This window comes from Parachlamydia sp. AcF125 (assembly GCF_018342475.1).
Taxonomy (GTDB): Bacteria; Chlamydiota; Chlamydiia; order Chlamydiales; family Parachlamydiaceae; genus Parachlamydia.
The window spans coordinates 55,684-76,739 of the sequence record NZ_JAEMUD010000003.1; the positions used below are offsets into that span (position 1 = coordinate 55,684).

The 21,056-nt window shown below is 40.2% G+C and carries 13 protein-coding genes; 9 read left to right on the top strand and 4 right to left on the bottom strand.

The genetic code is table 11. The annotated features are described in order from the left end of the window. Window positions 1–37: 37 nt before the first annotated feature. Complete coding sequence (locus PARA125_RS06500; RefSeq protein ID WP_213157971.1) at window positions 38–790, bottom strand: ABC transporter ATP-binding protein; 753 nt, start codon at window positions 788–790, stop codon at window positions 38–40. A gap of 105 nt (window positions 791–895) precedes the next feature. Between PARA125_RS06500 and PARA125_RS06505 the strand changes: the two genes are divergently transcribed. The 6 genes from PARA125_RS06505 (at window position 896) to PARA125_RS06530 (ending at window position 9,024) form a co-directional block, all read left to right on the top strand. Then, complete coding sequence (locus PARA125_RS06505) at window positions 896–2,101, top strand: M24 family metallopeptidase (protein ID WP_213157972.1); 1,206 nt, start codon at window positions 896–898, stop codon at window positions 2,099–2,101. Between the two features lie 76 nt (window positions 2,102–2,177). After that, the gene (locus PARA125_RS06510) at window positions 2,178–3,455 is read left to right on the top strand and encodes an amino acid permease (RefSeq protein ID WP_213157973.1); all 1,278 of its coding nucleotides are present in this window, start codon (window positions 2,178–2,180) and stop codon (window positions 3,453–3,455) included. Window positions 3,456–3,469: 14 nt separating this feature from the next. Then, complete coding sequence (locus PARA125_RS06515) at window positions 3,470–3,970, top strand: DUF2760 domain-containing protein (protein ID WP_213157974.1); 501 nt, start codon at window positions 3,470–3,472, stop codon at window positions 3,968–3,970. 11 nt (window positions 3,971–3,981) lie between these two features. After that, complete coding sequence (locus tag PARA125_RS06520; protein ID WP_213157976.1) at window positions 3,982–5,808, top strand: Hsp70 family protein; 1,827 nt, start codon at window positions 3,982–3,984, stop codon at window positions 5,806–5,808. A 96-nt stretch (window positions 5,809–5,904) separates the two neighbouring features. Further along, window positions 5,905–6,480, top strand: coding sequence for a hypothetical protein (locus PARA125_RS06525; RefSeq protein ID WP_213157978.1), 576 nt, complete (start codon window positions 5,905–5,907; stop codon window positions 6,478–6,480). Between the two features lie 516 nt (window positions 6,481–6,996). Then, a complete protein-coding gene (locus tag PARA125_RS06530) occupies window positions 6,997–9,024 on the top strand; it encodes a serine/threonine protein kinase (protein WP_213157980.1) in 2,028 nt (675 codons plus the stop codon). 219 nt (window positions 9,025–9,243) lie between these two features. Here the strand turns inward: PARA125_RS06530 and PARA125_RS06535 are convergent, their stop codons facing one another. Continuing rightward, window positions 9,244–10,764 carry an ankyrin repeat domain-containing protein gene (locus tag PARA125_RS06535; RefSeq protein WP_213157982.1) on the bottom strand — a complete coding sequence of 507 codons (1,521 nt, stop codon included), beginning with the start codon at window positions 10,762–10,764 and terminating at the stop codon, window positions 9,244–9,246. Between the two features lie 877 nt (window positions 10,765–11,641). On the opposite strand from PARA125_RS06535, the gene PARA125_RS06540 reads away from it, so the two are divergent. After that, window positions 11,642–13,579 (top strand): serine/threonine-protein kinase, encoded by a 1,938-nt coding sequence (locus PARA125_RS06540; protein WP_213157983.1) that lies wholly within the window; start codon window positions 11,642–11,644, stop codon window positions 13,577–13,579. Window positions 13,580–13,798: 219 nt separating this feature from the next. Here the strand turns inward: PARA125_RS06540 and PARA125_RS06545 are convergent, their stop codons facing one another. Continuing rightward, entirely contained in the window at window positions 13,799–15,319 is a 1,521-nt protein-coding gene (locus tag PARA125_RS06545) for an ankyrin repeat domain-containing protein (protein WP_213157985.1), read from the bottom strand. 391 nt (window positions 15,320–15,710) lie between these two features. Continuing rightward, on the bottom strand, window positions 15,711–16,751 hold the full coding sequence (locus tag PARA125_RS06550; RefSeq protein ID WP_213157987.1) for an FAD-dependent oxidoreductase: 1,041 nt from the start codon (window positions 16,749–16,751) through the stop codon (window positions 15,711–15,713). 592 nt (window positions 16,752–17,343) lie between these two features. Between PARA125_RS06550 and PARA125_RS06555 the strand changes: the two genes are divergently transcribed. Together PARA125_RS06555 and PARA125_RS06560 are read left to right on the top strand one after the other, a co-directional pair. Further along, window positions 17,344–19,554, top strand: coding sequence for a hybrid sensor histidine kinase/response regulator (locus PARA125_RS06555; protein ID WP_213157989.1), 2,211 nt, complete (start codon window positions 17,344–17,346; stop codon window positions 19,552–19,554). Continuing rightward, the gene (locus tag PARA125_RS06560) at window positions 19,551–20,786 is read left to right on the top strand and encodes an adenylate/guanylate cyclase domain-containing protein (RefSeq protein ID WP_213157991.1); all 1,236 of its coding nucleotides are present in this window, start codon (window positions 19,551–19,553) and stop codon (window positions 20,784–20,786) included. The genes PARA125_RS06555 and PARA125_RS06560 overlap by 4 nt, the downstream gene beginning before the upstream one ends. Window positions 20,787–21,056 lie beyond the last annotated feature (270 nt).

Sequence of the window (21,056 nt, forward strand, 5' to 3'; positions counted from 1 at the left end):
CTGAAATTTTTTAGGAAACAACCGATAGACACTTCACTTAAAATGTAGGTAAATCTTGAGACTGCTCCACTTGATGTAAAGCTTGCCGCAATTGATGCATCAAATATCCTGCGCGCTCAGGATTGTGGCGATCTTCGGGATGAATGGTCCATTCCTGGGAAATTTGTCCTTCTCGAAGCAAAAATACACGGTCTGCCATCGCGAGTGCGTCATGAAAATCATGCGTCACCATCAAAATGGTTGTTTCAAATTGCTGCTGAACGTTTCGCAAAAAAACATACATCTGCTCTCTTAAAACGACATCGAGAGAGGCAAAAGGTTCGTCTAAAAGCAAAACAGGTCTATTTAAAATTAAAGCGCGCGCTAGCGAAACTCTTTGGCGCATTCCCCCTGACAGCTCATCCGGAAATTTTTCTTCGCAACCGGATAACCCAAACAACTGCAATAAGCGGCGCGCTTCTTCCCTTACTAACGGAATAGAACCGGATGTTTTTTTTCCAAGTTCTGCACTCAGCGTCATATTGCGTAAAACTGTGCGCCAAGGAAGAAGCAAATCTTCCTGCATCATGTAAGCGATCAGATCATCTTTTTCAGATAAAGGTTGGCCATCAATTAAAACCTTTCCAGACTCTGGAGAAAGGAGGCCTGTCAATACTTTAAATAAAGTTGACTTACCAGATCCAGAAGTCCCTATCAAGGCCCCGCTTTCTCCTTTTCTCAGCTTCAAAGAAAGATTTTTAAGGATTTTCTTTCCTTCATAGGAAAATGTGAGATTTGATATGTTTAGCATTCGAAAACAACTTTTACGTCTTATTATAGATGAGATCTTAAAATCTCATTTGTTTTTTGTAAACCTATTTTCACAGCAATTATTATTACTTTATGCTGAGGTCGCATGCCATTTCAGAAGGCTTTACTGGATGTTCAACGCAAACTTAAAAATGACGCCTTAGATGGTTGGCTGCTTTATGATTTTCGACGCTCAAATCCTCTCGCCTGCCAATTCCTCAAAATCTCCTTGGAAGCCAATTTAACAAGGCGCTTTTTTTATTGGATCCCCCAAACGGGCTTTCCAATTAAAATCGTCAGTGCCATCGAATCTCATCTTTTAGAACATTTGCCAGGTGAAAGCTTAGTCTATCATTCATGGTCTGAACTGGAAGAAAAATTGGCTAAGCTTCTTTTGAATAAAAAGAAAATTGCCATGGAGTATTCACCTAAAAATGCTATTCCAGCGGTATCTAAGGTAGATGCTGGAACCCTTGAAATGATTCGTTCTTATGGCGTGGAGGTGGTTAGCTCGGCAAATCTTTTACAAGCTTATACAAGTACCTGGACACCTTTTCAACTTCAAACACATCGCCACGCTCTGCTGGTTTTAGAAAATAGCGTAAAATTAGCTTGGGAAAAAATTGCAAAGAGCCTTAGAACAAGCCAAAAAATGACAGAATTTGATGTGCAACAATTCATTTTGGAAAATATCAAGGAGCAAGGCTGCATTACCTCTGACCCGCCAATTTGTGCTGTCAATGCCCATTCTGCCAATCCTCACTACTCCCCAGATGCTAAGCATTTCGCTGAAATTCGACCTGGCGATTTTATACTGATCGATCTTTGGTGCAAACAAAACCTCCCTCATGCCGTGTATGCAGATATTACTCAAGTAGGCGTCGCTGCCGCCACTCCTACTGATAAACAACAAAGGATTTTCAATATTGTCAAAGAAGCTCGAGATTCCGCCACCCACTTTATTCGAGAAAATATTGAAAACCGTCTTGCTGTTATGGGATGGCAGGCAGACCAAGCCTGCCGAGAGGTGATCACAAAGGCAGGCTTTGGGTCTTACTTTATTCACCGGACTGGACACAATATTGGAGAAGAGGACCATGGCCCAGGCGCTCATTTAGACAACTTTGAAACCCAGGATCAACGATTTTTGTTACCTCAGACTTGTTTTTCTATTGAACCAGGCATTTATCTGCCCAATGAATTTGGCCTTCGTTTGGAATACAATGTCTTTATCCATCCTCACCATAAAGTGGAAGTCACAGGAAATGTGCAAAATCACCTCATTTGCCTCGGTAACGCAAATAATTTTTGATATCCTTTTAACTTGCATACAATTGAGTTTAAGATTAAACTTTTGTCCTTTTAGATAATCAACATAAAGGATTTATGTGGAGCAACAACAGCCCATTTCAAGAGGAAGTATTTTTTCAGCTATGCTGTTAGTGGCTGGAACCTGTATTGGGGGTGGAATGCTTGCCTTACCTGTGGCCACGGGCGTCAGCGGATTCGTGCCGTCGCTTTGTATCATGGCGATTTGCTGGTTAGCCATGACCCTCACAGCTCTTTTTCTGGTGGAGGTCAGCCTTTGGTTCGACGAAGGAGCCCATGTCATTACCATGACCAACAAAATTTTAGGTCCCTTGGGAAAAGGCGTCAGCTGGTTCCTTTATCTTTTTATTTGCTATGCTTCTATCGTGGCTTATACAGCAGGAGGAGGCATTCAAATCGCTTCAGCCCTAGGATCTTATTTTAATCTTCAAGTAAGCAAAGAAATGGGAGCTTTAATTTTTGTGGCCCTCTTCAGCTCTGTGATTTATTTGGGGAATCGGTTTGTAGGAAAGGTTAATACGATTTTATTTATAGCCATGATTGCGGCGTATTTTGGACTGGTAGTCGTCGGGATTGATGAAATCCAATCGGTGCTGCTAAGCCATCAAAAATGGGGCGTTTCTCTTTTCGCTGTCCCCTTTTTATTGACTGCTTTTAGTTTTCAAACCATGGTCCCCAGTCTGACTCCTTACCTAAAAAGCCATCCAAACGCATTGCGCTGGGCCATTATGGGCGGCACATCTATCGCTTTTATTATTTACGCCATCTGGCAATCTCTTATCTTAGGGATTGTCCCTGTCGGAGGACACAATGGACTAGCGGCGGCCTTGATTAAAGGAGAACTTGCCACCCAATGTTTGCATCAGCATGCCTTCGGCAGCTGGTTTTGCAATGTGGCGGAATTTTTTGCTTTTTTTGCTATCGCCACCTCTTTTTTAGGGATGACCTTGGGATTGTTCGATTTTCTTGCAGATGGTCTTTCGATCAAAAAAGAAGGCATGGGGAAATTTTTGCTCAGCATTTTAATTGCCCTTCCCACCCTTCTGTTAGCTGTCAAATTTGACCGTATTTTTATCGTGGCCTTAGAAACTTCAGGCGGCTTTGGAGACTCTATTTTAAATGGAATGCTTCCTATCCTCATGGTTTGGATTGGCCGTTACTGGATGAATTTAAAGGGTTCTTTTAAAGTTCCTGGAGGCAAACCTCTCTTGGCCCTCCTCTTTTTATTCTTTACATGTACGCTTCTTTTGGAAATTCTCATTCAAGGAGGCTGGATCTCTTCTCCTTACGAAGCATTTCATTTGCCTGAACTTGAGACCTTAATCAACGAAGCCTAACAATAGGAATTTACATGGGACTACTTACAGCGTTTAAAGTTTTTTTTAAAGCGTTTAAAGACCCTCAAGGAGCCCAACAATTCTTGGAGGGGCAAACTCCTCATAAGCAACTGCCACAGCAAGAATCGGATCCTTCTCATCTGCGATTACTGGCCATCTTGCAAAGGACAGGGAGATTTGTGGACTTTATTCAAGAAGACATTTCTTCTTTCGATGATGCTCAAGTGGGCGCAGCAGTACGGCAAATTCACCAAGAGTGTCAAAAAACCCTTGCTGATTTGGTGGCGATACGCCCCCTCTTGGATGAAAGTGAAGGCTCTAAAATTCAAATAACGGCGGGGTACGATCCTTCCATGTACAAGCTTGTAGGACACTTACAGGGCACTCCCCCTTTCAGCGGCACCATCATCCACCGAGGATGGAAAGCTTATAAAAAATCTTTGCCTAAAAAGGGTGACGCCCACTTGGACGAAATTATTTGTCCTGCCGAAATTGACGTCACTAGTAAGTCATAAGGGAGTTTAAAATGAGTGAGAAAAAAAAGTGGAGCATTGGAATTGACCTTGGTACAACCAATTGTACACTGGCCTATGCCGAATTGGATCCGTCTTTTTCTCCAAACACTCAACCGGTCATTCATCAATTTTTTATCCCTCAAATTGTAGCAGCTGGAGAAGAGCAAGAACTTCCCTTTCTTCCTTCTTTTATGTATTTCCCGTTGGAAGAAGAGCTAAAAGCAAAAAGCGTCGCTTTAAGCTGGAACCCAGAACAAACATTTTGCACCGGCACATTTGGTAGAGATCGTGGGGGAGAGCTTCCCGACCGACTAATTTCATCTGCTAAATCATGGCTTTGCCATTCTGGCATTGACCGCCGCTCCCCTATTTTGCCTCCTCATAGCGATGAAAGCCCTAAAATGAGCCCGCTACAGGTTACCTCTCATTTACTCAGGCATTTGAAAGAAGCTTGGGATATAAAAATGCCCGAAACTCCCTTTGCCGAACAGCAGATTTTAGTGACAGTTCCTGCCTCTTTTGATCCAAGTGCCCGAGAGCTGGTTCAAGAAGCGGCCCGTTTAGCAAACTATCCAGAAACTATTTTATTAGAAGAGCCTCAAGCGGCATTTTACGCTTGGCTACATCACCATCATGATACCTGGAGAAACAATTTGCTACAGGTTGGAGATAGCATTCTGGTAGTGGATATCGGAGGAGGAACAACCGATTTTAGTTTGATTTCTCTTTTGGATGAAGCTGGTAATTTAACCCTTAAGAGGCAAGCTGTAGGCTCTCATCTGCTTCTGGGAGGAGATAACCTCGATCTTAGTTTAGCTTATCTTGCTCAAAATAAATTGGAAGAACAGGGGCATTCTCTCGATGAGAGACAATTTCAAGCTCTGATCCAAACATGCCGAAAAGCAAAAGAGCTGTTAATGTCTGCGAATCCTCCCAAACATGTGGACGTCGCTGTGATGGGACGAGGAAGCAAACTCATTGGCGGATCCCTAAAAACCAAGCTTACTCTAGAGGAAGCAAAAGCTATTCTAGTCGACGGTTTTTATCCCTTAATTACCCCTCAGGATCGCTCCCCTACCGAAAAACGTTTAGGATTGCAACAAATTGGGCTCCCTTATGCGCAAGATCCGCGCATTACCTCGCAACTCGCTAAATTTCTCTCCATGACTGGTGAAGGAGATGGCGGTAGCATGGATGAGTTCGTTTTACCCACTAAAATCTTGTTCAACGGCGGAACGATGAAAGCGCAAGCTTTCCAAGAACGTGTGGTCGAGCTGCTCAATAACTGGGCTACTATTTTAAAAAAAGCCCCTGTTCAGCCCCTTCCCCACCCCGATCTCGATTTCGCTGTTAGCCGCGGGGCTGTGTATTACGGCTTAGCGCGCGAAGGAAAAGGGATCCGCATTAAAAGCGGAACAAGCCGCAGTTATTATATTGGGGTGGAAGATGCCGTTCCCGCAATTCCTGGAATGCCAGCTCCTCTTAAAGCCATTTGCGTGGTCCCCTTCGGAATGGAAGAAGGCTCAGAAAGAGAACTCCCCAGCCAAGAGTTCTCCCTTGTCGTGGGGGAACCCACCACTTTCCGTTTTTTCAGCCATGCCACGCAAAAGTTTGCCGATGGGACAGAGGCAGAAATGGGCACTATTATTAAACAGTGGAAACAAGAATTAACAGAGCTTCCCCCCGTTGAAACGTTCATTGAAAAAATGGAAGGAGAGGGAAAAACGATTCGAGTCAAACTCAAATCGCGGGTAACTGAATTAGGCACACTTGAACTGTGGTGCGTTGCTTCCCCTGGCCAACAATGGAAGTTAGAGTTTGATTTAAGACAAAAATAAAGAAACATTTTTATTTTCTTAATAAATTCCTAACAATTATTTGATAAATTATACCTCAGAATTAATTAGTTAGTCCTAATCAAATAAGGAGGTAGTATGAGAATTACAGAACAAAATATCCATAGTTTTAGTTTAGAATCTCTTGAAAATTATCACGCCATTGCCTACAAAGGGAATGAGGTTCAAATATTTGCCAATAAACCGACGAAAGGTTTTAAAAAGCTACAGTCTATTCAGATTCTCTCCGATCTTAAAAAGATGGCTGAAAAAAGCCTTTCTGCACAAAATATGGATAAAATTAAGGCAATTATCCATCACATCAAAGTGGAAAAAGAAAAACAACAAGTCTCTTTTAAGCCCATTCAAAAAATTATCAATTTTATCAGTAAACTGAGCAATAAATTGCGTGGTTACGAATTTAAAACTTCTTTGCAACTCGCTACCGAGATGCTTCAAGACGAAAAACTTAGCATCCCTCTACCTCCGCCGCCCCCTCCTTCTTATTCCCAGGAAAAAAAGAGAGAAAATTCTCTTGACGCACAAGGTTCTAAAAAGAGTCTTCAAGGCCCCCAACAGGCTGAAAAAACTCTGCAAGAAATGCTGCTCGATGGGATAGAAGAGAGATCGAAACGGCGAAACAAAGCTGCCGCTGCAGAGCAGAAAGACGCTTAATCCAAAACAAAGAACAGCCTTATCAAATAGCCAATAATTTTTTAGGAAGCTCAATATTGAGCTTCCTAAAAAATTTACTCGTCAAATTCTCACCTTTTTTTAAATAAAAATCAACCAAAATTAATCAATTAATTGGCCAGTTGCTGCGCCATTTTTGATTAAAATGCACATGAGCATTCTCATGATAAGGCCCTTGTAAAAATTCCCCTTCTCGTACGGCTATTTGTAAAGGAGGGTGTCCCCTACCCATAAGAAAAACTCGCCGTTGCAGCTGCTTTGCCCAGCCCTTGTCCGTTTTTTCAATTAAAGAAAGTCTTTGCTTATTGAAAAGTCATTTGCACTTTAGAGGAGAGGTAGTTTTTCAGTTAAATGTTAAAAATTTCTACACCTAGCTAGCGTTAATTTTTAGAAGTTTACACCTCAGACTTGCGTGATTTTTAATAAAACCACCATATAATTATATTTTTAATTTTATTTTTCGTTTTATAATTAAATCATAGTTAAGGAGGGTTAATTATGAATTTTAATAATAATAATTATGAAAACCTTTTAAACTTCTGGAAGGAAAAGGAAACGTTACCGGCTGCAAAGGATAAAAAGAGATCCGAGCAAAGGACACCTTCGCAAGCCAAAATAACTGAAAAAGCCACAGAGGCTATCTCTCCTAAAAATACGCCTATCACTAGCTCTTCTAAAAAACAGAAGATGCAAGGTAAGAAAGAGAGCTTTCGCTCAACGCGTCCTCAAAAAGGGCAAAAATTTGAAAAGTTGAGAAATTTGTTTGAACAAGCAAGGCCTACGCAGCCATCTCCTGAGCGAAAAGCCTCCCCACGAAGAATCGAAATCCCCCAAGTTTTTCTACAAGAGGAAGCTCAAAAGGAGCAATCTGTGGGATCTTCCCAGCAGAAAGGAAAAGCTGTTATTCCGCAGGCTTCTAAAAAAGAAGCATCTGCTCCTTCCCCAATAGAGGCAGAAAAAGAAGCAAGGAGGAAACTTAAGGGAAAGGAAAAAGAATCCATTGAGGAAACAGAAGCAAGGCTGAGGGAAGAACAACCTGCGGAAGAGCAAATTCTCCAGACTTTAGAGCAAAAGATCGCTAGATTACACCAAAAATTAGATGAGGATCCGAATGAGGAAGAGTTTGAAGCAATTCAAGAGAAATATAATGTTTTAATCGAGCTTGTTGAGGAAAGAAACATTAAATTAGGAGATTTGGAATCTGTAGTTGCTTATTTAGGCGCCAGAATCGCTGCACCCAAAGAAAGCATAGCGAGGCCATCCCGCCAACCAGCTCCTTTAGAAGTTGAGAACCCGGCCCCTGATCTTGCAGCGAAAATCTCAGTTGAGACGGAGGTAATCGATAGAACCAATCAAAAAATCACCACGATTACCCTCGCTGAAGAACAAGCCTTATTTACTCTTCAATCGATTGCAGAAGATGTTGAAACATTGAAATCCTTTCTTAAAGAGAATCTCGAGGTGTTGAAATCCTTTGCAACAAATATCGAAAACTCGAAAACCTTTTTTAAAGAGAATTCTGAGATATTGAAATCCTTTCTCAAGGAGAATCTCATGATTAGGGGTAAATTTTCTAAGAAAGTAACTGGTTTGAGCCGTTCTTACACCGTCTCTCCCAGGGGGCGTATTTCCGTGCACCTTAAAACGGAGGAAAAGGTTCAAATTGGGAAACTTGTCAAAAAAGGAAAAATAGGCGGCGGAGCCTTTAAGAAAGCTAAATTAATGCAAGAGGTGGACAAAGGTACATTTGAGGTCAGGGGAATTTTAGCTGAGGCATTAGATCCTTCTACTAGAAGCCGAGTATTTAATTTTATAAGGGATATGAGAGGGGAAGAGCATATTTGCCAAATGGACTACGTGCAATGGTTTTCTAAGAGAAAAAAAACTTCTTCTATTATGGATGTGAATAAAAAGGGGGGGAGAAAAGAAGCTTTCATCTCAGAGTTTTATCCATTTACAGGAGAAGAAGTTATCTCTCTCATCCAAGAGAACCGTATCCCGTCAACATTATATATACCTATAGCCCTTCAACTTGCATACGGGGTTCAATCGATGCATCAAAAAGGGTGGGTGCATCGAGATTTGAAACCTGGCAATATCTTTTTCCAATGGGATCCCTCAAACCCTACCGAAATAAAGGTGGCCATTGGGGATTTTGATACCGTTCATAAAACTAATGACGCGAATAGTACAAACGAATCTACGGGAACACCCGGTTATATTCCCCCTGAGTATGGGATTGAAGAGCTGATCTCAGATGCAAAACCTGCAGATATCTATGCGTTAGGAGTGACTTTGTTAGAAATGTTTATGACGCATGGACCGGCTCCTTGGAAAAAAGGTGCAGAAAACGTTGCTCAGCTTATGTACTTACCAATAAAAGGCGAATATAAACAAACATTGGAAGAATTAAGGCAAAATGCAACCACTCCATTTGAACGTTTAATTTTAGAGATGTGTCAAAGTGATCCGCAGGCAAGGCCTTCGATAGAAGAGGTCATAAAAAGATTGGAGTCTATGCTTTAGCCTCAGTTTCACGTAAGCTGCCTTTTTGCTGTATTCTGAGTTAGTTTTATTAAAAAAGCCTCAGTATACAGCGGCAATTAAAGGCGCGTTTAGGCGAATCTCTTTTTGATAGCTGGATAAAAGCTCATGTAGAGAGGATAAAAAGCTTAGGCGCGCCTCTTAAGCCAACTATAAATTCCTTGGCACAGGGGGATGGAATATATTTTAGCAAATTTCGAACTAAGTGGCAGCCCCTCCATTAGTAGATTTTTTAGACCTTTCCTCTCTACGCTCTTTAAGACTTTCTTCATTGAGATGACGCAAAAAAGCAAAAAATTTCGATAAATTTTGATTAGCATCTTTCTCTATCAGTATTTTTTTAACTGCCTTCAGCCGAGATTCCATTTTGGGGTTTTGAAGATAATGAACTCCTTGAATGCTGAGATGGCAGTAAGCGCTAACTCCGTTTTTATCTATTTTATTAATTTCTGCGCCGTTTTTAAGAAGATAGTCGACCATCTCATAGCGCCCAAGGCAAGCGGCTATCATTAAGGGAGTGCGCCCTTGATGGTCCTCACAATTAATATCTCCTCCCTTAGTTAAGAGGTGCTTTACGGCTGGAATGTTATTGCTTTCAGCGGCCAGATGGAGAGGTGTTGAGTTTTCGTCCGTAATGTGGGTGGGCGTTGTTTTTAATTGACGCTCGAGAACTTGATTAAGTGCGCTATTTGTAGTTCGGCACCAGATAGAAGCCATGATTTGAGGGTTTGTATTTTCTCCCTTCAAATACTCTTGCGCAGCATGCAGGCGATCTGCCTGGCTCCACTTTTTAAATTGCTCTTTTTCGTCATTTCCGCTTTCTAAAAAAAGCATGCCGCGCAACACCAACTTAGCTAAAGCCCAAGCCCAAAATCCTCCTTTTTGAGGGGTAGTGGGAATATAGTGTTGAGGAGTAAGGCCGAGTTCTTTATCGACTACTTTTTCAAAATAATAGAGGGGAATGTAGCAGCCTAGCATCTCTTGGATAAATTCTGCTGTAAAAAGAGAAGGATCATTCAATTTATAAATATGTAAGCCTGTTGGTTGGGTTAATCGTACCCCTTTGTTGAGTTTGATTAGGCAATCTCCTTTAAGAAGAAAGCCGCATCGATACCCCTCTCTAACATCTTTATCCGGCTTGGCTCTTAAAGCTAAAAAAATTATTTTTCCCTGCTGGTATTCTTCTAAAAGAGTCTGCGCCTTTTTATAGGTATCCCGTTCCTCTTCCATTTTTAGGATAGCCTGCAGATTGGATAGTATGGTTTCTTTTAGAGGAGAATCGAGGTGCCTTTCAAGTGAATCATAAAGAGCCTGAAAGGCGTTCCTATGATCAAGATTGTCAAGGGCAAAAGTTTGTTCATTGAGCTGGCTAGTTCCGCACAGGCTAAATCGATGGGCAAGAAGCTTAATATTATTGATGGAAGCTAGCTGAGCGTTTAATCGATATGAGGCTTCAATAGCCCTCAATCTCTTAAGGGCTTTAGCACCTTTTCTCAGCATAATCTCTAAAGCAGCTGCTCTTTTCTGCACAGCCTCTAAATCGTTAGCGAGAAGCCCCCACCTTTCGCAATAATTTTTTACAAAAATTTTGTCTTGAGGATTTGTTGCTCGCAACATCACCCTTGTAAAAGGGTCTAAATTAACGTCTTGAGGATCATTTTGGCTGAGATCAAAAGAGGGCGTAGCAACATACGGAGCTGGGGATATAGGTTGAACATTCATTTTACTTATCCTTTTTATTAAATTTATACCCTAAACTTTAAGTTGATATTTTTGCAACTTAGATAAAGAGATACGAGCAAAACTTTTGCGTAAAAAAACCTCTTTATAGTTTAAAAGCTTTTAATAACGACTAACAAGCTAAACATGTAAAGTCAAAATAATAAAAGCTATTAAATTTTACTATGCTTTAGTTATTTTGTGAAAGTTTTTTTTTAAGTCATAATGAAAAAGCATCTAATGAAGGCGAGCCGGCCTAAGAGAAGACTTAGATCTAAAGGATCTATAGCTGAAATGATGGAGCTTGTGATTTTATTTCCCCAACTCAGGCTAGAACTTTTAAAAACTTTTACAGCTAAATTAAGACTTGCTTCCAAAAAGTATTTCCTAAAGTGAGTCGGTAAGACCCTGATTTGCCAACATTGAGCTTCCTAAAAAATTTATTCGGCAAAACCCGGCTCTTCTTCAAACAAAAATCGAGCAAAGTTAATCAATTGATCGGCAAGCTGCCTCATTTTTTGGTTAAAACGCGCATGAGCATTCTCATGATAAGGCCCTTGAAAAATTCCCCTTCTCGTACGGCTATTTGTAAAGGAGTGTGTCCCCCACCCATAAGAAAAACTCGCCGTTGCGGCTGCTTTGCCCAGCCCTTGTCCGTTTTTTCAACTAAAGTAAGTCTTTGCTTATTGAAAAGCCATTTGCTCTGCAGAGGAGGGGCAGTTTTTTCAGTTAAATGTTAAAAATTTCTACACCTAGCTAGCGTTAACTTTTAGAAGTTTACACCTCAGACTTGAGTCATTTTTAATAAAACTACTATATAATTATATTTTTAATTTTATTTTTCGTTTTATAATTAAATCATAGTTAAGGAGGGTTAATTATGAGCTTTGATTATAATAATTATAAAAACCTTTTAAACTTCTGGAAGGAAAAAGAAACATTATCTCATGCCAAAGATAAAAAGAGATCCGAGCAAAAGACACCTTCGCAAGCCAAAATAACTGAAAAAGCCACAGAGGCTATCTCTCCTAAAAATACGCCTATCACTAGCTCTTCTAAAAAACAGAAGGCGCAAGGTAAGAAAGAGAGCTTTCGCTCAACGCGTCCTCAAAAAGGGCAAAAATTTGAAAAGCTGAGAAATTTGTTTGAACAAGCAAGGCCTATGCAGCTATCTCCTGAGCGAAAAGCCTCCCCACGAAGAATCGAAATCCCCCAAGTTTTTCTACAAGAGGAAGCTCAAAAGGAGCAATCTGTGGGATCTTCCCAGCAGAAAGGAAAAGCTGTTATTCCACGGGATTTTAAGCAGGCTTTTAATAGAAAAAAATCTGTTTCTTCCCCCCTAGAGGCAGAAAAAGAGGCAAGAAGAAAATTGAAGGGAAAGGAAAAAGAATCAATCGAAGAAGCCGAAGTAAGAGAAGGAGAAGAAAATCTTAAAGGAGAGCAAATTCTCAAAACTTTAGAACAAACGATCGCTAGATTAGAGCAAAAATTAGATCAGCATCTGAATGAGGAAAAGTTAGAAGCGATTTGGGGGGAATATGATGATTTACTCAAGCTTGTTGATGAAGGAGACATTGAATTAGGAGATCTTCGTTCTTTAATTGTTCACTTAAAAACCAAAATTAATGAACAAGAAAAAAGAATAGCGCATGAACCTTCACAACCTGCTCCATTAGGAGTTGAGACCCCACACCCTAGACTTGCAGCTGACGAGGTCATGGACAAAACACCTGAAAGGATCACCACAATCATTGCAGCTGAAGAAGAAGCGTTATTTACTCTTAGATCGATTGAAGAAGATATTGAAAAATTGAAATCCTTTCTTAAAGAGAAACCCGAGATTAGGGGTAAGCTTTCTAAGAAAGTAACTGGCTTAACCCGTTCCTACACTGTCTCTCCAAATGGACGTATTTCCGTACATGTTAAAAAGGAAGAAAAGGTTCAAATTGGGGAACTTGTAAAAAAAGGAAAAATAGGAGGTGGAGCCTTTAAGAAAGCCAAATTAATGCAAGATGTGAAAACAGGGGCATTTGAGGTCAGAGGAATTTTAACTAAGTTATTAGACTCTTCTACAAGAAGCACAATATTTAATTTTATTAAGGACATGAGGGGGGAAGAGCATATTTGCCAAATGGGCCACGTGAAATGGACTTCTAGAAGAACGGAATCTTCTTCGTCTTCTTCTATTATGAATGCCCATAAAACGGGGGGATTAAAAGAAGCTTTCATCTCAGAGTTTTATCCATTTACCGGAGAAGCAATCATCTCTTTAATCAAAGAGAACCGCATCCCGCCCAAATTACGTCTCTCTATGGCCCTTCAACTTGCACAAGGGGTTCAATCGATGCATCAAAAAGGATGGGTACATAGAGATTTAAAACCCGGTAATGTTTTTTTTCACTGGAATCACTCAAATCCTACCATAATAAAAGCGGCCATTGGAGATTTTGATACCGTTCATAAAACTGATGACAAGCCAAGGACTATGGATGCTATGGGAACAGGCGGTTATATTCCCCCTGAGTATGTATCTGAAACGGATGTTTTAGATGCAAAACCTGCTGATATCTATGCATTAGGGGTGACTTTGTTAGAAATGTTTATGACCCATGGACTAGCTCCTTGGAAAGAAGGTGTAGAGGATCCTTTTCAGCTTATGTTCTTAATAACACAAGACGAGTATAAGCAAACATTGGAAGAATTAAGGCGAAATGCAACCACTCCATTTGAACATTTAATTTTAGACATGTGTCAAAGCGATCCGCAGGCAAGGCCTTCGATAGAAGAGGTCATAAAAAGATTGGAGTCTATGCTTTAGCCTTAGTTTCACGTAAGTTGCCTTCTTGCTGTATTCTGAGTCAGATTTATTAAAAAAGCCTCAGAATACAGCGGTAATTAAAGGCACGTTTAGGCGAAACTCTTTTTGATAGCTGGATAAAAGCTCATGCAGAGAGGATAAAAAGCTTAGGCGCGCCTCTTAAGCCAACCATAAATTCCCTGGCACGTGGGGATGGAATATATTTTAGCGAATCTTGAGCTAAGTGACAGCCCCTCCATTAGTAGATTTTTTAGACCTTTCTTCTCTAAATTCTTTAAGATTTTCCTCACCGCGATGACGCAAAAAAGCAAAAAATTTCGATAAATTTTTATTAGCGCCATTTTCTATTAGTATTTTTTTAACTACCTTCAACCGAGATTCCATTTTGGGGTTTTGAAGATAATGATATCCTTGAATGCTGAGATGGCAGTAGGCGCTAACGCCGTTTTTATCTATTTTATTAATCTCTGCGCCGTTTTTAAGAAGATAGTCGACCATCTCATAGCGCCCAAGGCAAGCGGCTATCATTAAGGGAGTACGCCCTTGATGGTCCTCACAATTAATATCTCCTCCCTTAGTTAAGAGGTGCTGTACGGCTGGAATGTTATTGCTTTCAGCGGCCAGATGGAGAGGTGTTGATTTTTCATCCGTAATGTGGGTGGGCGTTGCCTTTAATTGACGCTCGAGAATTTGATTAAGTGCGCTATTTGTAGTTCGGCACCAGACAGAAGCCATGATTTGAGGGTTTGTATTTTCTCCCTTCAAATACTCTTGCGCAGCATGCAGGCGATCTGTCTGGCTCCACTTTTTAAATTGCTCTTTTTCGTCATTTCCGCTTTCTAAAAAAAGCATGCCGCGCAACACCAGCTTAGCTAAAGCCCAAGCCCAAAATCCTCCTTTTTGAGGGGTAGTGGGGATATAGTGTTGGGGAGTAAGGCCGAGTTCTTCATCGACTGCTTCTTCAAAATAATAGAGGGGAATGCAGCAGCCTAGCATCTTTTGGATAAATTCTGCTGTAAGGAGAGAAGGATCATTCAATTTATAAATATGTAAACCTGCTGGTTGGCATAATCGTCCCCCTTTGTTGAGTTTGATTAGGCAATCTTCTTTGAGAAGAAAACCGCATCGGTGCCCTTCTTTAACATCTCTATCCGACTCGGCTCTTAAAGCTAAAAAAATTATTTTTCCCTGCTGGTATTCTTCTAAAAGAGTCTGCGCCTTTTTATAGGTATCCCGTTCCTCTTCCATTTTTAGGATAGCCTGCAGATTGGATAGGATGGTTTCTTTTAGAGGAGAATCGAGGTGCCTTTCAAGTGAATCATAAAGAGCCTGAAAGGCGTTCCTATGATCAAGATTGTCAAGGGCAAAAGTTTGTTCATTGAGCTGGCTAGTTCCGCACAGGCTAAATCGATGGGCAAGAAGCTTAATATTATTGATGGAAGCTAGCTGAGCATTTAATCGATATGAGGCTTCAATAGCCCTCAATCTCTTAAGCGCTTTAGCACCTTTTTTCAGCATAATCTCTAGATTAGCTGCTCTTTTTTGCACAGCCTCTAAATCGTTAGCGAGAAGCCCCCATCTTTCGCAATAATTTTTTACAAAAATTTTGTCTTGAGTATTTTTTGCTCGCAACATCACCCTTGTAAAAGGGTCTAAATGAACGTCTTGAGGATCATTTTGGCTGAGATCAGAAGAGGGCGTAGCAACATACGGGGCTGGGGATATAGGTTGAACATTCATTTTACTTATCCTTTTTATCAAATTTATACCCTAAACTTTAAGTTGATATTTTTGCAACTTAGATAAAGAGATACGAGCAAAACTTTTGCGTAAAAAAACACCTCTTTATAGTTTAAAAGCTTTTAATAACGACTAACAAGCTAAACATGTAAGGTCAAAATAATAAAAGCTATTAATTTTTACTATGCTTTAGTTATTTTGCGATTTTTTTTTAATTCAGAATGAAAAACATCTAAAGGAGGCGAGTCAATCTAAAAGAAGCCCTAGTACTAAAGGATCTATAGCTGAAATGATGGAGCTTGTAATTTTATTTTCCCAGCTCAAGCTAGAACTTTTAAAAACTTTTACAGCTAAATTAAGACTTGCTTCAGAAAAGTGCTTCCTAGAAAATTTATTCGGCAAAACCCGGCTCTTCTTCAAACAAAAATCGACCAAAGTTAATCAATTGATCGGCAAGCTGCCTCATTTTTTGGTTAAAACGCGCATGAGCATTCTCATGATAAGGCTCTTGAAAAAATTCCCCTGCTAACACGGCTGTTTGTAAAGAAGTGTTGACCCCCATCCCATGAAAAAAACTCGCCGTGGCAGCTGCATCGCCCAGCACTAGGATATTTTTTTCAGGTAAAGAAAAAGCCTTTGCTTTTTGAAAAGCAATTTGAACATTATCTGTAAAGATAATCGGCTCTGTTTCAAGCTTTTCGGCTTCTAAAAACCATTCGCAGGCTTCTACTTTCTTTTTTAAACTCTTCAAGGAAACTTTTGCAAATAAAGTCGTATCCCCTACAAAGCTTTGCAAGAAGATGATACTTCCCATGGGAATTGAGATGCGGCGAATAAAGTAATTTTCTCTCTTTAAAATAGGCGATATATCGATTTCTCGAAAATGATCGGAGAAGGGAACAAACATCCATACTCCCACGGCGCGTCCTAAACATTCACACTTTATGCCTGCCTTATCACGCACTTGGCTGTGAGCCCCATCGGCTGCAATAATAAAGTCATAAGGGATAAGAGTATGTTCTCCTTCAACTGCCACAAGGGCGTCTCGTTTGCCCTCCTCTAATGCCAAGAAATCTCCCCGAATTTTTTTTATTCCCCGGGCCTTGATTCTTTCATTCAATCCCCTCTCTAAATATTTAATGCGAACCACGCCCATCTTTTCTTCTCCGAAATCCATCACTTTTAGTTGGGGAACCACCACCTCCCATTTGTCGAGAAGATCTAAAGTGGACTCTAAAAGAAAAACGAACTGAGACCTGGAATATCCTTCTCTTTTTTCAACAATCGTGACGCTTGCTCCTTTGTAGTGAACTTCAATGGCTGTCGCAAGTCCGGTTGGCCCACCTCCCACAATCAGTACCTCAGTCGCTTTTGCGCTATTCCAAATAATCGCTGTAAAAAACAAGGAAAAGAGAAGAAAAAAACGTTTCATAGCTGGTTGGAGCCTTTGAGGGTAAAGCACGGGAGTGTATCAAAATTATTCTAAAATGTACAATCGCTTTATCCGTTCAAACTGTGAATTTTTCCTCTTAGTAATCCCTTACTTTTAACTTAACTAGCGGATCAATTTGCTTGCAAACAACCCTTTACTCTCGAGGTGATGGCCAAAACCTTTGAACTTTCCTCGGCCAAAAAATTAAAATACAGGTTATTAAACGCCTATGCCCTGAAAACGAAAGATCCATTTGCTATTTTTAAAATTAAAGGTATATATAAAAATTAAGAGAGATTAAATGACCCCTTTAACAAGAATAGGCATACGAGCGGCCTTTATGATAAGGGGAAAAGCGAGATTTTAAGAGAGAGGAGGTAAGCACTATTCGTTTTTTTTCTTCCTAATTACTTAAGGCTCTATCCAGGTTCCTCTCCCCTTGCTAGTCTTTATTTAATTTTCCAGGAAACACCCACACGCATTAAAACTGGTCTCCACTTTTATCCAGGCGAATTTGTACGCTCTTTTGCCGCAAGAATTCAATTTTATGTGTTTGTGAAACAGCTAACCGAGATGTACCGAATCAACTTTTATGATTGAAGATGAAGAACTCAGAGATTTATTCGAAGTAGAAAGCGAAGAAAAAATTCACTCGATCGAATCCAATTTAAAAAAAATTGAAGCCAATTTTCGAAATGAGGCTGTTTGGAATGAACTCCTGCGAGATGTACATACCATCAAAGGATCTGCTCGGATGCTTAAAATCAAGTCCATTGAGATCGTGGCTCATCGATTTGAAGGGATTTTACAACATTTTAAAGATTCCAAAGCTCAAATTTCCCCTAGCCAGATAAAATTGTGTTACGAAATTTTAGATGCCATTCATTTACTTACTCAAGAAGAAATTGGGGGGCCCTCTGCAAACATCCATGTGGCCGCACTATTACAGAAAATTTCTCAGACAATCCAAGAAGAGTTCATTTTTTCCTCTTTTCCTGCCGAGCCAAAACTTCAACCACCTTTACCTAGCCTCTCTGCCCATAAAATAGAAAGAACGCCTAAAAGAAAAGAGTTTTTTGAAAAAACATCCAACCATTCTCATCCCTTTCCGAACCCAGAAATGCACATCTCAACAATACGCGTGAATGTGGATCAAATTAATCAGTTGATGAATGAAGTTACCGAGCTAAGTATCGTAAAAACAGCCATTGAACAACTCCACACTCAAATTGATAGCTTGGTGAAACAATGGGAAGAAAAAAAAACGTTGAGAAGGAGTGCAGATTTACAGCCACTTGATCTAACCCTTGAAGAAAAGCTAAAAATTTTACAAGGTCAAGCGCATGAACCGATCCATAAACTGCAAGGGATCTCATCCAAGTTAATTCATCTTGTTCGTCACCTCACTTTATTCCCTATCTCTAAACTTTTTGATTTATTTCCGCCCATGGTGCGCGAAATTGCCAGCAGCTGTGGCAAAGATGTGGACTTTGTCATCACAAGTGAAGAGATAGGGGTAGATCGCAAAATCATGGATAATCTCAAAGATCCCCTCACCCACCTTCTCCGCAATGCAATTTCCCATGGAATAGAGGCGGTAGAAATCAGGCAAACACTTGGGAAAAATCGTAGAGGAAGAATTGAATTAAAAGCTTTTCAAGCCGAGCAATCGATTGTTATCGAAGTTTCCGACGATGGTTCGGGGCTAGATTTTGAGAAAATCAAACAAAGGGCTCAAGATTCAAAACTTTTTAGCCATGAAGAGCTTGAGCATCAAACTCCCCAAGAATTAATGGAACTGATTTTTCTTCCCGGCTTTTCTACTTCTAAAAATCCTTCCGATATTTCCGGAAGAGGGATTGGCCTAGACATTGTGAAAAAGATGGTGCAGGATTGTTCTGGGCATATAAGTGTACGCTCACAAGCTGGAAGCGGCTGTACCTTTTCCATTGAACTTCCGCTTGAATTTGTCACCAACCGAGTTCTCCTTATCTCCCAAAACAAAGAAATTTACGCCATTCCTAGTGAAATGATTGACGCCTCCTTGCAGATCAAAGGGGAACAGCTTTTTTCGGTGGAAGGTCAGGATATGATCCACCTTTCTCAAAACCCTTATCCTGTTTATTTTTTTACAAATTTTCTGTGCAAAATTAAACCTCCCCCTGAATTGCCCCTGCCTTTAAATGCCCCTATTCCTTGTCTCATGGTTCGAAAATTTGAAAAGCATATCGGTTTAATCGTCGACGAAATACTAGAAGAGCAGGAGCTTGTCATTTTTCCAAATAAAATGCCCCTTTTTGACCAGAAGGGCATTATTGGAACTACCATCTTAAAAAATGGAAATGTATGCATGGTGATTGATCCCTTTGAATTTATCCATCTAACAGACGGCTCCCATAGGCCTTCTCCCCCTACAGAAACCCTTCATTTAAATAAAAAGAAATCGATTTTATTGGTAGACGACTCTAGCATTTCCCGTTTGATTCTTAAAAATGCCTTAGAAGAAAAAAATTATCAGGTTACCCTTGCTACAGATGGGCTACAAGCTCTTGAGCACCTAAATAAAATGAAATTTGATGCCATGATTACAGATATCGAAATGCCCCACATGAATGGGCTCGAATTAACTTCGCAAATTCGCACTCAACACTACAATTACATTCTTCCCATTATTATGATTTCCAACCTGTCCTCAAGTAAAGATAGAGAAAAAGGGTTAAAGGCGGGGGCTAATGCTTATCTTCCTAAATCAGAGTTAAATCAGCAGACGATTGTGGCTACTCTAGAAGAGTTTTTAAAATGAATGATGAGCTAAACAGTAAAACAATCCTAGTCGTCGATGACACCCCCTTGCAAGCGATTATGTTGCGCCGGATATTGATACAGACCAATTATAATGTCTTGACTGTAAAAAATGGGGCGGAAGCCCTAGAGTTTTTAAAAAAACAAAAATTTGACTTAGTCATCACTGATGTCAATATGCCCGTAATGGACGGCTTTAAGTTATGCCACTTCATTAAAACTGACCCTGTCCTTAAATCCATTCCTGTAATTATTTGCACGATCCTCTCTGCTCCCGAAGATTTAATTAAAGGGATTGAGGCAGGCGCGGATAATTATATCACTAAACCGTGGAATAACGACCTTTTACTCTTACGGGTAAAAGAGTGCTTGGGAAGAACCTACCAGCCGCAAATATTTTCCCCTACCGAGGAGATTATTTTTGGCAACAAAACTTACAACATCAGCACAAGCCGCCAATATATTCTCAACTTTTTACTCTCCACTTATGAACACATCCATCAGCAAAACTTGGAGCTTCAAGAACTCAAAGAAGAAATCCAGCACAAAAACTCGGAATTAAACCAAGCCCAAAAAGAGCAGGAGCAAATGATGTTTAACGTTTTTCCTCCTCCTGTTGCTCAAGAATTGCTCGCCTACGGTTCGGTAAACCCACGACGTGTTGAAAACGCTACGGTCGGATTTGTGGATTTCTCAGGCTTTACTGAGAGTTCCTCTAAGTTAGATCCCCCTCTCCTTCTAGAAGTTCTCGAATTTTATTTTGAAAATTTTGACCGTATCATGGAATCCAGACAGATTGAACGGATCAAAACCATCGGGGATGGATATATGTTTGCAAGCGGCGTCCTAGAACCTAGAGATTCTTCTGCCTTCGATTGCGTCAGAGCGGCTTTAGACATACGCGAGTTCATGAAAAAGGCAGAACCCTTTATTCAACAAAAATATCAGCTTGAATGGAAAGCTCGCATGGGGATTCACTCAGGTCCCCTCATAGCTGGAGTGATTGGGAAACAAAAGCTTGCGTACGACATTTGGGGAGATACTGTTAATATTGCCAACCATTTGCAAGCCCAAAGTGAGGAAAGTAAGATTAATATCTCTCAAGAAACTTATGAAAGAATTAAAGATATCTTCAGATGCACTTATAGAGGTAAATTGCCTATTCAAACTCGTAAAAAAACAACCGGCATTCTTATGGACATGTATTTTGTAGAAGAGATTCACCAAAAATAACTTTTCCTTCAGAAACTAAGTCATTCAATCCTTATTCTTAAATGGAGTGCACATTTTTTTAAGCTCACTTCTTCGTAAAAATCAAAACAAAGAAAATTTCTTAATATCATAAGTGGATAAATCCATGGCGCGAAAGAGAAAGCTATGAGTAAAAGCGTTGAAAAAATTTTAAAAAGCAGGCGTCAGATAGAGCTTGCTGCGCCCCCTCGCAACAAAAAGAGGGATTTTACTCCTATAATCGCTATTTACCCATGAAAATTCCGCCATCTC